This is a genomic window from Haematobacter sp. (genome assembly GCF_032102465.1).
Lineage (GTDB): Bacteria > Pseudomonadota > Alphaproteobacteria > Rhodobacterales > Rhodobacteraceae > Haematobacter.
In genome coordinates, this window is the sequence record NZ_DAMDHB010000022.1 from 1 (window position 1) to 13309 (window position 13309).

At 66.9% G+C, this 13309-nt stretch carries 11 protein-coding genes and 1 tRNA gene; 8 read left to right on the forward strand and 4 right to left on the reverse strand.

Translation table 11 applies throughout. The annotated features are described in order from the left end of the window. The 8 genes from RT513_RS13585 to RT513_RS13620 form a co-directional block, all read left to right on the forward strand. Window positions 1–984 (forward strand): cell envelope biogenesis protein TolA (locus tag RT513_RS13585; protein WP_290687962.1); only part of this gene is annotated, 984 nt, incomplete at its 5' end. Beyond that, window positions 981–2318 (forward strand): Tol-Pal system beta propeller repeat protein TolB, encoded by a 1338-nt coding sequence (gene tolB / locus RT513_RS13590; RefSeq protein WP_290687964.1) that lies wholly within the window; start codon window positions 981–983, stop codon window positions 2316–2318. The genes RT513_RS13585 and tolB, both read left to right, overlap by 4 nt. A gap of 117 nt (window positions 2319–2435) precedes the next feature. Then, the gene (gene pal / locus RT513_RS13595; protein WP_088216683.1) at window positions 2436–2999 is read left to right on the forward strand and encodes a peptidoglycan-associated lipoprotein Pal; all 564 of its coding nucleotides are present in this window, start codon (window positions 2436–2438) and stop codon (window positions 2997–2999) included. Window positions 3000–3009: 10 nt separating this feature from the next. Next, on the forward strand, window positions 3010–3843 hold the full coding sequence (ybgF, locus tag RT513_RS13600; protein WP_313534111.1) for a tol-pal system protein YbgF: 834 nt from the start codon (window positions 3010–3012) through the stop codon (window positions 3841–3843). Beyond that, window positions 3834–5099: a tRNA lysidine(34) synthetase TilS gene (gene tilS / locus RT513_RS13605; protein ID WP_290687967.1), complete on the forward strand. Its 1266-nt coding sequence runs from the start codon at window positions 3834–3836 to the stop codon at window positions 5097–5099. The genes ybgF and tilS overlap by 10 nt, the downstream gene beginning before the upstream one ends. Window positions 5100–5186: 87 nt before the next feature. Further along, entirely contained in the window at window positions 5187–7094 is a 1908-nt protein-coding gene (ftsH, locus tag RT513_RS13610; protein ID WP_290687969.1) for an ATP-dependent zinc metalloprotease FtsH, read from the forward strand. A 96-nt stretch (window positions 7095–7190) separates the two neighbouring features. Continuing rightward, on the forward strand, window positions 7191–8192 hold the full coding sequence (locus RT513_RS13615; RefSeq protein ID WP_179209256.1) for a magnesium transporter CorA family protein: 1002 nt from the start codon (window positions 7191–7193) through the stop codon (window positions 8190–8192). Further along, window positions 8189–8971 carry a methyltransferase domain-containing protein gene (locus tag RT513_RS13620; RefSeq protein ID WP_313534112.1) on the forward strand — a complete coding sequence of 261 codons (783 nt, stop codon included), beginning with the start codon at window positions 8189–8191 and terminating at the stop codon, window positions 8969–8971. Before RT513_RS13615 ends, RT513_RS13620 begins: the two co-directional genes overlap by 4 nt. A 128-nt stretch (window positions 8972–9099) precedes the next feature. On the opposite strand, the gene RT513_RS13625 is transcribed toward RT513_RS13620, so the two are convergent. From RT513_RS13625 to RT513_RS13640, 4 genes are all read right to left on the reverse strand, one after another. Continuing rightward, a tRNA-Gly gene (locus RT513_RS13625) sits at window positions 9100–9174 on the reverse strand. Window positions 9175–9306: 132 nt separating this feature from the next. Beyond that, window positions 9307–9660, reverse strand: coding sequence for a DUF1428 domain-containing protein (locus tag RT513_RS13630; RefSeq protein WP_290687972.1), 354 nt, complete (start codon window positions 9658–9660; stop codon window positions 9307–9309). A 77-nt stretch (window positions 9661–9737) separates the two neighbouring features. Then, on the reverse strand, window positions 9738–11492 hold the full coding sequence (locus RT513_RS13635; protein WP_290687974.1) for a monovalent cation:proton antiporter-2 (CPA2) family protein: 1755 nt from the start codon (window positions 11490–11492) through the stop codon (window positions 9738–9740). A 116-nt stretch (window positions 11493–11608) separates the two neighbouring features. After that, window positions 11609–13180: a fatty acyl-CoA synthetase gene (locus RT513_RS13640; protein ID WP_290687976.1), complete on the reverse strand. Its 1572-nt coding sequence runs from the start codon at window positions 13178–13180 to the stop codon at window positions 11609–11611. Between the last annotated feature and the right edge of the window lie 129 nt (window positions 13181–13309).

Here is a 13309-nt window from a genome sequence, read left to right on the forward strand (position 1 = left end):
ACGGCGCCGGAAGGGGTGGTGGTGCTCGGCTCCCCGATCTCGGACCGGCCCCCGGCGCAGGAAACGCCGCCCGCGCCGAAAGTGTCCGAGCGGCCGAAGCAGCGTCCGGTGAGCCGCGTGGCCCCCACGCCGACCGAAGCGCCGCCCCCCGAAGCCAAGACCGCCGAGACGCGGCAGGAGGCCGTGCGCGCCGATGCGCCCGCGCCTCCCAAGGAGGCGAAGGAAGCACAGGAGGCCACCGCACCCGAGGAGGCGACAACCCGTGTCGTGACGGAGGCGACAGAGGTCGCGGAGGAAGCCGCGGCCCCGAAACCCGCCGCCCCCGCCTCGGCAGCGCCCCCCCGGAACCGGCCGGAGAAGCCGAAGCCCGAGATGAAACCGGTGGAAACCGCCGCGGTCGAGCCGGAGAAGAAGCCGCAGCCGCCGAAACCCGTCTCCAAGCCGGATGCGCCGAAGGAAACCAGGAAGGAACCGCCGAAGCCCGCGGAACCCGCCCGCGAACCGCCGAAGAAGGAAGCGCCGAAAGAGCCCAGGAAAGCGGAGGCCCCGAAGCCCGCCGCTTCCGATGCGATCGCCGATGCCGTGGCCGCCGCCGTTGCGGGCGGCGCCTCCAGCGCGTCGGGGAGTGGCACCGGAGGGCGGGGCACCGCGCCTTCCGGCCCGCCCATGACCTCCGGGGAGAAGGATGCGCTTCGCGTCGCGGTGCAGTCCTGCTGGAACGTCGGCTCGCTCTCCTCCGAGGCGCAGAACGTCACGGTCACACTCGGCGTAAAAATGGCGCAGAGCGGCATCCCGGAGGGCGGCTCCGTGCGCATGATCGGGTATGAGGGCGGTTCGGAGACCGCGGCGCGGCAGGCCTATGAGGCCGCGCGCCGGGCCATCCTCCGCTGCGGAGCCAAGGGCTTTCCGCTGCCGGCCGAGAAATACGAACAGTGGCGGGACATCGAGATGGTGTTCAACCCGGAGAGCATGAGGATCAAATGAAAGTGCTGCGGACAGCCCTTGGCGCGACGGCGATCGCGCTCGCCTGCCTCGCCGCGACCGCGACGGTTGCCCCGGCGCAGAACGGGCCGCTGAGGATCGAGATCACCGATGGGGTGATCGAACCTCTGCCCTTCGCCATCCCGCCGTTCATCGCGGCGAACGGCGGCGCGCAGCAGCTTGCCGCCGACATCTCCCGCGTCGTGGCGGCGGATCTGGTGGGAACGGGGCTGTTCCGGGAGATCCCGCCCTCCGCCTATATCTCGCGCGTGACCTCCTTCGACAGCCCGGTGCAGTATCAGGACTGGAAGGCGATCAACGCGCAGGCGCTCATCACCGGGGCCGTATCGGTCGAGGGCGGGCGCGTCACGGTGAAATTCCGCCTGTTCGACGTGTTCTCGGGCCAGCCGCTGGGCGAGGGGCTTCAGTTCACAGGGAGCCAGCAGGGCTGGCGGCGGATGGCGCACAAGGTCGCCGATCAGGTCTATTCCCGCATCACCGGCGAGGGGCCGTATTTCGACAGCCGGGTGTTGTTCGTCTCCGAAAGCGGGCCGAAGGACGCGCGGGTCAAGCGGCTTGCCGTCGCGGATTACGATGGGGCCAGCATGGGCTTCCTGTCCGACGGGCGGGCCATCGTGCTCGCGCCCCGCTTCTCGCCCTCGGGCGACAGGGTGCTCTACACCTCCTACGAATCCGGCTTTCCGCGCATCTACATCATGGACGTGGCCAGCGGCAGCCGCCGCGCGCTCGACGATCAGCCGGGCACGATGACCTTCGCGCCGCGCTTCTCGCCCGATAGCCAGCGGGTGATCTTCTCGCTCTCGCAGGGGGGGAACACGGATATCTACGCGCTCGACATCGCGTCGGGGCGGCGGACCCAGCTCACCTCCACCCCCGCCATCGAAACCGCGCCCAGCTTCTCGCCCGACGGGCGGCAGATCGTGTTCGAGAGCGACCGCTCCGGCTCGCAGCAGCTTTACATCATGGGCGCGAACGGCGGCGAGGCACGGCGGATTTCCTTTGGCGAGGGGCGCTACGGCACGCCGGTCTGGTCGCCGCGCGGCGATCTCATCGCCTTTACCAAGCAGAACGCGGGCCGCTTCCATATCGGTGTGATGCGCACCGACGGGTCGGAGGAGCGGCTGCTCACCGCCTCCTATCTCGATGAGGGTCCGACATGGTCGCCGAACGGGCGTGTCATCATGTTCACCCGTGAAGGCGCGGGGGCCGGTGGCCAGTCGCAGCTGTTCTCCGTGGACATTTCGGGCCGGAACCTGAAGCGGGTGCCGGTGAACGGCTCCGCCTCCGACCCGGCCTGGTCGCCGCTGATGAAATGACGGCCCGCCGGTCCGCCGCGGGCGGGCAGGCGCGAACGTGAACGGACACCGGGCCGCGCGGCGTTTCCACAACGGCTGCGGCATGTTAAACAGCCTCAAGCGAGGACGGGGACAGAAATGAAATTCGCAACGACAGCACTTCTTCTGGTGGCGGGCCTCGGGCTTGCCGCATGTAACAACCCGGACAAATACGCGACCGGCGCGGGCGGCTACGGTGCAGGCGGGGCCGGGGGTGTCGGCGGCGCTGGCGGTGCGGGCGGCTATGGGGCCGACGGCATCGGGACATCCGGTATCGGGGATGCGTCCAATCCGCGCTCCATCGCCTATTTCAACCAGACGGTCGGGGATCGGGTGCTGTTCCTCGTCGATCAGTCCACGGTTTCGCCGCAGGCCCGCACGATCCTGGACGGGCAGGCGCGCTGGCTTGCCACCAATCCCGAATACCGCATCACAATCGAGGGCCATGCCGACGAACAGGGCACGCGGGAATACAACCTCGCGCTTGGCGCGCGGCGGGCGAATGCGGTGCAGGAATACCTGATCTCCCAAGGCATCGCGCCCAGCCGGATGCGGACGGTGAGCTATGGCAAGGAACGCCCCGTCGCAACCTGCCCCGATGAAAGCTGCTTTGCGCAGAACCGTCGTGCCGTGACCGTCCTCGCCTCCGGCGCGGGAAGCTGAGGCGACAGTGATGCTCAGTCTGCGTCTTATCGTCCTCTGCACGGGTCTGGCGCTTCCGATCGCCGCGGGAGCGCAGAACCGGCAGGAGACGCTGGCCGATATCCGCAAGGAGGTGAACAGCCTGTCCTCGGAGGTTCAGTCCCTCCGCTCGGAGATGATCGCCTCTGCCGGACAGGGCGGGCCGCGGATCAGCGGCACGACCCTCCAGCGGCTCGACCTCATCGAGGCGGAGCTTCAGCGCCTGACCAATCGGACGGAGGAGCTTGGCCACCGTATCGGCAAGGTGGCCGACGATGCGGCGAACCGCATCGGCGACCTTGAGTTCCGGCTGACGGAGCTGGAGGGGGGCGACCCCACGGCAGCCGGGGCCGCGGCCCCGCTGGGCGGCGGGGGGGCGGCCCCCTCGCAGAACGCGCCCAGGGCATCCACCCCCGCGCCCGCTTCCGCAGCGGCGCAGAAGGCCGTGGGCGAGCAGGCGGATTTCGATCGGGCCCGGGCGGTGCTCGATCAACGTGACTTTCGCACCGCCGCGGGTCTCTTCACCACCTTTGCCGAATCCTACCCGGCGGGCGCACTGACGGGCGAGGCACATTACTACCGCGGCGAGGCGCTCGCCGCGGATGGCGATACGCTCGGCGCCGCCAAGGCCTATCTGGAGAGCTATTCCGGCTGGCCGCGCGGTGAGCGGGCGTCGGAATCGCTGCTGAAGCTTGGCACCAGCCTCGGCGATCTGGGTCAGACCAACGATGCCTGCACCACGCTGTCGCAGGTTTCCGTGCTCTATCCCGATACGCCTGCCGTGGCCCAGGCGACCACGGCCTTGCAGAAGCTCGGATGCAACTGACGCCAGAGGAGGCCTTTGCCGGTGCGATGGCAAGGCTTCTTCCGGCGCAATCCTCCTCCCCTATGCCCTCTCTGGGGCTTGCCGTCTCGGGCGGCGGCGATTCCATGGCGCTGACCTGGATCGCGCATCGCTGGGCGCGGGAGCGGGGCGTGGCCCTGCACCTCGCTACGGTCGATCACGGATTGCGCCCGCAGGCGGCGGCGGAGGCGGCGGACGTCGCGGCTTTCGCGGCGCGGCTTGGTCTTTCGCATGACACCCTTCACTGGCGGGGCTGGGATGGGCGCGGCAACCTGCAGGATGCCGCCCGCCGCGCCCGCCGTCGCCTGCTCTCCGCATGGGCGGGGGAGCGGGGGCTGGGGGCGGTCCTCATCGCGCATACCGCCGATGATCAGGCGGAGACCTTTCTCTTGCGCCTTGCCCGCGGTTCCGGCGTCGATGGGTTGTCGGCCATGCGGGAGGCGCGGCGGGAGGCGGGGCTGCTCTGGCTCCGCCCGCTGCTCCGCGTGCGCCGCGAGGCGCTGCGGGAGCTGCTGCGGCGGCAGGGCATCGGCTGGGCCGAAGATCCCAGCAATGCCGATCCGCGCTATGATCGTGTGCGCATGCGTCAGGCGCTCCCGGCGCTCGGCGCGCTCGGCCTGACGGTGGAGCGGCTCTCGGACACGGCCGCGCGGCTCGCCGAGGCGCGGGATGCGCTTGCGGTTCAGGCGGCGCTTGCGGCGCGGCGGCTCCTTCGGGTGGAGGCGGGGGATGTGCTCGTCGATCTCGCGGGGCTGGCGGCGGAACCGGTGGAGATTCGCGCGCGCCTGCTTTCGGCCGCGCTTTGCTGGGTGTCGTCGGCGGAATACCGCCCTCGCCGGGCGGCGCTGGACCGGCTCTCGGCGGATCTCGCAAGGGGGACGGGCGGCACGCTGCACGGATGCCTTGTGACGGAGCGGCACGGTGTCGCACGAATCGGGCGTGAGCCGCAGGCGGTTCTGGGGCTGCGCTGCGCCGCGCCGGGCGTCTGGGATCATCGCTGGCGGCTTTTTGGCCCCGATTGCGATGAGTTGGAAATCGGGGCGCTGGGGCCCGGCGGCCTGTCACAACGGCCCCGCTGGCGGGAAAGCGGCCTGCCGCGCCGCACGCTCCTCGCCCAACCCGCCCTCTGGCAGGGCCAGCGACTCATCGCCGTGCCGGTGCTGGAACCCGGTGGCGCGTGGCGCGCGGAACTGCTGGGCGGAGCGGACGCGTTCCATTCCTCCCTCATCCCGCATTGAACCTCCCCCCGTATTCTCTATCTTAGGGGGTAGCAGCGCGTGAGCCCGGACTTTTCCCGGGTTGGCGCGTATCAAGGGGAGTATCTCGTGGGTAACGCGCGCAACATTGCGTTCTGGGTCGTCCTGTTCCTTCTGATCCTGGCGCTGTTCAACCTGTTCAGCGGCGGCCAGTCCACCATGGCCTCCCGCACGGTGGCCTATTCGGATTTCATCGAGCAGATCGACAACGGCGGCATCAGCAACGTCACCATCGACGGTGAGCGGATCCTGTTCCGCGACAAGGACGGTCAGCAATATGTCACCATTCAGCCGCAGGGCGCGAATGTCGCCGACAAGCTGATCGCCAAGAACGTCAGCGTGAAGGTGGAGCCGCAGGAGCAATCGGGCTTCCTGTCGCTTCTGTCGCTGTGGCTGCCGTTCCTCGTGCTGATCGGTATCTGGATCTTCTTCATGAACCGGATGCAGGGTGGCGGACGCGGCGGCGCGATGGGTTTCGGCAAGTCGCGCGCGAAGCTGCTGACGGAAAAGCATGGCCGCGTGACCTTTGACGACGTTGCCGGCATCGACGAGGCCAAGGAAGAGCTGGAGGAGATCGTGGAATTCCTGCGGAACCCGCAGAAGTTCTCCCGTCTCGGCGGCAAGATCCCCAAAGGCGCCCTGCTCGTCGGCCCGCCCGGCACCGGCAAGACGCTGCTCGCCCGCGCCATCGCGGGGGAGGCGGGCGTGCCGTTCTTCACCATCTCCGGCTCCGACTTCGTCGAGATGTTCGTGGGTGTGGGTGCGTCCCGCGTGCGCGACATGTTCGAGCAGGCAAAGAAGAACGCGCCCTGCATCGTCTTCATCGACGAGATCGACGCGGTCGGCCGCTCGCGTGGCGTGGGCTACGGCGGTGGTAACGACGAACGCGAACAGACGCTGAACCAGCTTCTGGTGGAAATGGACGGGTTCGAGGCGAACGAGGGCATCATCATCGTCGCGGCCACCAACCGGCCCGACGTGCTGGACCCGGCACTGCTGCGCCCCGGCCGCTTCGACCGCCAGATCCAGGTGCCGAACCCGGACATCAAGGGACGGGAGAAGATCCTCTCCGTCCATGCCCGCAAGGTGCCGCTCGGCCCCGACGTGGACCTGCGCATCATCGCTCGGGGGACGCCCGGCTTCTCGGGTGCCGATCTCGCCAACCTCGTCAACGAGGCCGCGCTGATGGCTGCCCGTGTGGGCCGGCGGTTCGTGACGATGGAGGACTTCGAGAACGCCAAGGACAAGGTGATGATGGGCGCGGAACGCCGCTCCATGGTCATGACCGAGGACGAGAAGAAGCTGACCGCCTATCACGAGGCCGGCCATGCCATCGTCGGCCTGAACGTGCCGCAGCACGACCCGATCCACAAGGCGACGATCATCCCGCGCGGTCGCGCGCTGGGGCTGGTGCTGTCGCTGCCGGAGCGGGATACGCTCTCCGTCACCATGACGAAGTACAAGTCGAAGATCGCCATGGCGATGGGCGGCAAGGTGGCGGAGGAGCTGATCTTCGGTCGGGAAAACGTCACCTCTGGCGCGACCTCCGACATTCAGCAGGCGTCGCGAATCGCGCGCGCGATGGTGACGCAGTTCGGCATGTCGGATCAGCTCGGCAATATCGACTACGCCAACGAACAGCAGAGCTATCTCGGCAATTACTCGGGCGGCACAACCCATTCGCCCGAGACGCAGGAGAAGATCGACGCGGAAGTCCGCCGTATCGTTGACGAGGGCTTCGACCGTGCCCGCACGATCCTGACCGAGAAGAACGAGGATCTGCATCGGCTTGCACAGGGCCTTCTGGAATACGAAACCCTCACGGGGGACGAAATCCGCAAGGTCATCGCGGGCGAGCCCCTCAGCCGCGGCAATGATGACGACGCACCGCCGAGCGGACTGCCGCCCAGCCTGACGGCGATCCCGAAGACGCCCCGGCCGAAACCGTCGGGTCTTGAACCGGAACCCTCCGCCTGACCTTGAAGCGGCGCGCGGTTTGAGCCAGATCATAAGCGCCCCGGAGCCATGGCCGCTCCGGGGCGTTTTCTTGTCTCCAGCTCCCAGGAGGAGGCCATGATCAAACTTTTCGGTCAGACGGCGGGCCAGCTCAAACCGCTCGACATAGATCCTGCCGTGCCGCTTCCGGTCGAGGCTGCGGTCTGGATAGACTTGTACCAACCGACGCGTGAGGAGGAGCAGTCGCTCGAAGCGGCGCTCGGCATCTCCATCCCGACGCGGGCCGACATGAACGAGATCGAGGCCTCCTCCCGCTTCTATCATGAGGACGGGGCGCTGTTCATGACGGCAAACGTGCTTTCGCGGCCGGCACAGGGAACCGGCGACCCCGCGCAACAGGACGTGTTCCTGTCGATGCCGGTCACCTTCATTCTGGTCGGCGCGCATCTGGTGACGGTCCGTTACCACGAACCCCGCTCCTTTCAGATGTACACCAACTGGGCGGAGCGCGGCGATGCGCCCTGCGCCAATGGCAACAGCGTGTTGCTCGGTCTGTTCGAGGCCATCGTTGACCGTCTTGCCGATATCGCGGAGGAGGCGGGCACGGGGCTGGACCTCATCGGAGCCCGGCTGTTCGATTCGCTTCCCGACGATGGCGCCCCGGACGAGACGCTCGACATGCTGGTGGAGCGTATCGGGCGGGCCGAGGATCTGAACGGCAAGATCATGGCCTCCATCGTCACGCTGAACCGCGTGGTGACGGCGATGAGTACGCTGCCGAAGATGGATGCGAAGAGGGACGCGAAACTCCGGCTGAAGACGCTGGGGCGCGACCTTCAATCCGTGTCGGATCACGTGGAGCGGCAGGCCCGGCGCATCACCTTCCTGCTCGATTCGACCCTTGGCAAGATCAACATCGAACAGACGGGCATCATCAAGATCTTCTCCGTCATGTCGCTGGTATTCATGCCGCCGACGCTGATCGCGTCCATCTATGGGATGAACTTCGATTTCATGCCGGAGTTGCACTGGGAGGGCGCGTATTACGTGGTGATCGTGCTGATGATCGTCTCTTCCGTCGCGCCATATCTGTATTTCAGGAAAAGGGGCTGGCTGTGAACGACTGGAATCCCGAGCTTTACCACCGGTTTGCCGATCTGCGGCTGCGGCCTGCACTGGACCTGATGGCGCAGGTGCCGCGCCTGCCCGAAGGCGATGTGATCGACCTTGGCTGCGGTAGCGGGGCGGCGGGGCCCGCGCTTGCTGCCCGCTTTCCGGGGCGGCGGATCATCGGCGTGGACAGTTCGCCCGCCATGCTGGCCAAGGCCGCGGAGACGGGCATCTATGCCGATGTGATCGAGGCGGATGCCGCCACCTGGCGACCGGACACACCGCCCGTCCTCATCTTTTCCAACGCGCTGCTGCAATGGCTGCCGGACCACGACACGCTGATGCCGCACCTCGTCGCGCTGCTGGAGCCTTATGGCGTTCTGGCAGTGCAGATGCCGCGGCAGGAGGCTGCCCCCTCGCATCGGCTGATCCGGGAAGTCGCCGCCGCGCGTTACCCGGACCGGTTCGGCAGCCCGGACGCATTCCGCACGACGCTCCGCCCCGCGACCGATTATGTCCGGCTCTTGGAGCCGGAGGGGGAGATCAACGCTTGGGAAACCGAATACGTCCAGCGGCTGCAACACTCGGCGGAGGGGCACCCGGTGCGGCTGTTCACCAGTTCCACGGCGATGCGGCCGGTGCTGGACAGGCTGACGGCGACCGAGCAGGCGGATTTTATCGCGGCCTATGAAGCAGCAATCTCTCCGTTCTATCCGCAGGAGCCGGACGGAACGGTGCTGTTTCCGTTCTTGCGGCTCTTTTTCGTTCTTCGGCGCGGGATCCTGTGATCCCGCCCGTAGCCGGGGGAGATGCCGGTTCCCGAAACCTTTCCCGCCGAAGCAGTACAGCATAAGCGGCCGGACATGACAAAGCTCCCCCGGAGGGGAGTTTTCTGATCGACTTGACGGAGAAAAATTGGAGCGGGCGATGGGATTCGAACCCACGACCCCAACCTTGGCAAGGTTGTGCTCTACCCCTGAGCTACGCCCGCTTCCTTCTGGGTGAGGGTCATTTATCCAACCGTGCTCGGACCCGCAAGACCAAAAACGAAGATTTCTGCGAATTCCCTTTTGCGCGCTGCGAAGGGCAGGGACAGGGCGGACGTCGGGGGGCGAGCGGGTGGTCAGGGCCGGCGGACGACCACCTCGAAGCCGCCATAGATCATCCTGTCCATGCTGAAGGGCGGGTCTTCCGCGTCTGACGACAGGCGCGGATCTGACATGACCTTTTCATTGACGGCGTGGCGATGCGCCCTGTCGCGGAAGGTGATCCATGAGAAGAACACCACCTCGTCATCGGCCAGCAGCACCGCCTGCGGAAAGGAGGTGAAGGGCCCCGAGGCGATATCATCGCCCTTTGCCTCCACCACGCTCAGCGCGCCATGTTCCGTCCAGAGCGATCCGGCCAGATCGGCGAGCTTGCGGTAGTCCTCCATCCGGCTCTTTTTGACCGGGACGACGAAACCGTCCACATACATCCGGCATCTCCCACTTCCCTTGGAGGGAGACTAGCGCGCGGCGATGAACGCGCAACGCGGGTGAGGGGCCGAACGCGTCAATTCTGTTTCATGTTGCCGATCAGCAGATCACGCCCGGCAAAGATCCCGCCGCTGATCTCCTGCTCCAGCCGTTCCTTATCGCGCTGCCGGATACTGGCGACGAGATCGCGGATCGTGTCCTCGTCGTTGTCCATGCGGCGGAGCGCCTCCTCCGCCATCACGAAGGCGGATTCCATGGTTTCGCGGATCTGCCAGTCCACCCCGGCATGGACGAGTTCCAGCACATGTTCCCGGTCCCAGGCACGGGCAAGCACGGGTACATGCGGAAACTCCGATTTCATCAGCTCTACCGCCTTCACCGCTGCCGTCTTGTCGTCCATCGCGATGAGGACGAGCTTTGCCTCGCCCGCACCCGCCGCATGCAGGATATCGAGTCGCGAGCCGTCACCGTAATGCACCTTGAAGCCGTATTCCGCCGCGCTGCGGATCGCATCGGGGTCGATGTCGATGATGGTGATCGTACAGAGCTGACCCAGAAGCGGCTGGCTGGCGATCTGACCGAAGCGGCCAAAGCCGACCAGAAGGACGCTGGCGCGCTGATTGCTGACTGCTTCAACGCCTTCCATCGAAGGGGTTTCGGGGGGGGTCAGGCGATCGTGGATGATGATGAGGATCGGCGTCAGCACCATGGAGACGATGATCATCGCGGTGAGGATGGCGTTTTCCTCTCCGGTGAAGATCCCTGCGCTCGTTGCGGCGGCATAAAGGACGAAGGCAAACTCCCCGCCCTGCGCCATGAGCACCGCACGCTCGAACGCTTCACGGTTGCTGGCGCGGAACAGCCGGGCCACGGCATAGATGCCCGCCATCTTCAGGATCATGTATCCCGCAACGCAGATGGCGATCAGGCCGATATTCGCGGCGATCACATTGAGATCCAGCGCCATCCCGACGCCGAGGAAGAACAGCCCGAGCAGAATGCCGCGGAACGGCTCCACATCCGCCTCAAGCTGATGCCGGAACGAGGATTCGGAGAGCAGCACACCGGCCAGAAATGCGCCCATCGCCATGGACAGGCCCGCCCATTCCATGACGAGCGCCGCGCCGAGCACGACCAGCAGCGCCGCCGCCGTCATCACCTCCCGCGCCCTGGAGCGCGCGAGCAGCGAGAAAAGCGGATCTAGCAGCCACAATCCCGCCACGACCAGCGCGCCGATGGCCGCCAGACCCGTCAGGATGGAGGTGAGCCGGTGCGCCAGCGTCACCTCCTCCCCTCCGCCGGGGGCGATGAAGGCGACGATGGCAAGAAGCGGGACGATCGCGAGATCCTCCAGCAGCAGCACAGCCACGATCCTGCGCCCGCAGGGAAGGCCCAGTTGCCGCCGCTCCTCCAGCATCTGCATCACGATGGCAGTGGAGGTGAGCACGAAGCCCGTCCCCGCCACGAAGCTTTCCGCCAGCGAATACCTGAGCGACAGCCCGACGCAGGTCAGAAGCGCGATGCAGACCAGAACCTGCGTCGCGCCAAGTCCGAAGATGTCCCCGCGCATCGACCAGAGGCGGGAGGGCTGCATCTCCAGCCCGATGACGAACAGGAAGATGACGACCCCAAGCTCCGCCACGTGAATGATCGCCTGCGGATCGTGGAACAGCGCCAGCCCATAAGGGCCGACGACAAGCCCGGCCGCGAGATAGCCCAGCACCGAGCCGAGGCCCAGGCGTTTGAACAGCGGCACGGCAATGACCGCCCCGGCAAGCAGAGCCACGACCTGAAGCATGTCAAAGCCGTGGCTGGCCGTTTCACCTTCCATGCGATCCTCCGCGCGCGCTGTAGGAAGGAGTAGCACGGGAATGCGAAAAGGCTATCGCCATATGGTCTGACCGGAAGATGAGGGCCCGCCGGGCGGGACTCCCTTCCGGCCCGCCGTCACTCCGCCGTCTCCGCGTTCAGCCCGGCATATTCGTTGCGGAGTTCCCGCTTGAGCAGCTTGCCCGCGCTGTTCCGGGGGATGTCCGCGCGCACGACGACGCGCTTGGGCAGTTTGAACGGCGCCAGACGGGAGCGGCAGAAGTCGATCAGCTCCTCCTCTGTCGCCGTCATGCCGGGGCGGAAGACGACGATGGCCGTCACCGCCTCGATCCACCGTTCGTGCGGCAGGCCGACCACCGCGACTTCGGAGATGGCGGGGTGCTTGAAGATCGCCTCCTCCACCTCGCGGCTCGCCACCATGGTGCCGCCGGTCTTGATGACATCCTTCACCCGGTCAACGACATAGAGAAACCCTTCGTCGTCGAAATAGCCGATGTCGCCGCTGTGGAACCAGCCGCCCGCAAAGGCTTCCTCCGTCGCCTCCGGCTTGTCCCAGTAGCCGATCAGGAGCTGGGGCGAGCGATGCACGATTTCGCCATGGGTGCCGGGGGGCACGTCGTTCATGGCTTCGTCCACCACGCGGGTCTCGACCGTCATCGCGGGTTTGCCGGCAGAGGCGGGACGAGTGTCGTGGTCCTCCGGTCGCAGGACGGTGGCAAGCGGTGCGATCTCGCTCTGGCCATAGCAGTTGTAGGCCCCCGATCCCGGCAGCCGCGCGCGCAGTTCCTGCAGGACTGGCACCGGCATGATCGAGGCTCCGTAATAGAGCTTGGCAAGGCTGGAAAGGTTCCGCTTGTCGAAATCAGGGTGGCGAAGCAGGCTGATCCACACGGTCGGCGGCGCGAAGAAGGAGGTGATGGCCTCCTCCTCGCACAACCGCAGGACCGTCTCGGCTGCGGGCGTCTCGATCAGCAGGGTGGAGGCCCCGAGCAGGAGTTGCGGCATGGTGAACACATGCATCTGCGCCGAATGGTAGAGCGGCAGTGCCGCCAGCGCCCGATCCTCCCGCTTGAGGTCGAGCTCCAGCGCGCAGGCCATGTATTCCGACAGCAGCGCCCGATGGGTCATCATCGCGCCCTTCGGGGCGGCCGTGGTTCCCGAGGTGTAGAGGAGCTGAACGAGGTCGTTCTCATCCACCGGCAGCAGGTCGAGCCGCGGATCCGACGGGCCGGAGGCGGCTGTCAATACGTCGAATCCATAGCCGCCGTGCAGCGTTCCAACGAGCTGGATGCCCGCCGCTTTCGCGATCTCCGTGGCCAGCGGCGCCAGCGCCGGATCATGGAACACCGCCGTGGCACCGGACTGGCGGAGCAGGTAATCCAGCTCCGGCGCGGTCAGCGCATAGTTCACGGGAACATGAACCAGCCCCGCCCGCGCGCAGGCAAGCCAGAGGATGAGGTAGGCATCGGAATTGCGCCCGAACGCTGCGACCCGTTCCCCGCGCGACAATCCGGCGGCGACCAGCGCGCCCGCGGTCGCGTCCACCGCGCGCAGCAGCTCGTCATAGCTCCAGCGCCGGGTGCCGAAACTCAGGGCGAGCCTTTCGCTGTTCCGGCGGGCCGAGCGGCGGAACGCGTCGTAGATCGTGTTGCGCCGGGCGAGCGCGCCGGCACGGGTATCGTCGGTCATGTCTTCCTCCTCGTAACGCGCGTCCCCGTGGGGCCTCCGTCGCGCGCCGTCCTCCGCCGGGCGATGCCGGTGCTGCCATCCTGTCGAGTCCCGGGAATACCCGCAAGTAGCCGCGCAGTCGCATTGCCA

Excerpts from the sequence above, each read along its gene's own strand:
- RT513_RS13630 (WP_290687972.1), bottom strand. The coding sequence starts at position 9,660 with ATGTATGTGGACGGTTTCGTCGTCCCGGTCAAAAAGAGCCGGATGGAG.
- tolB (WP_290687964.1), top strand. The coding sequence starts at position 981 with ATGAAAGTGCTGCGGACAGCCCTTGGCGCGACGGCGATCGCGCTCGCC.
- tilS (WP_290687967.1), top strand. The coding sequence starts at position 3,834 with ATGCAACTGACGCCAGAGGAGGCCTTTGCCGGTGCGATGGCAAGGCTT.
- pal (WP_088216683.1), top strand. The coding sequence starts at position 2,436 with ATGAAATTCGCAACGACAGCACTTCTTCTGGTGGCGGGCCTCGGGCTT.
- RT513_RS13615 (WP_179209256.1), top strand. The coding sequence starts at position 7,191 with ATGATCAAACTTTTCGGTCAGACGGCGGGCCAGCTCAAACCGCTCGAC.
- RT513_RS13635 (WP_290687974.1), bottom strand. The coding sequence starts at position 11,492 with ATGGAAGGTGAAACGGCCAGCCACGGCTTTGACATGCTTCAGGTCGTG.
- ybgF (WP_313534111.1), top strand. The coding sequence starts at position 3,010 with ATGCTCAGTCTGCGTCTTATCGTCCTCTGCACGGGTCTGGCGCTTCCG.
- RT513_RS13640 (WP_290687976.1), bottom strand. The coding sequence starts at position 13,180 with ATGACCGACGATACCCGTGCCGGCGCGCTCGCCCGGCGCAACACGATC.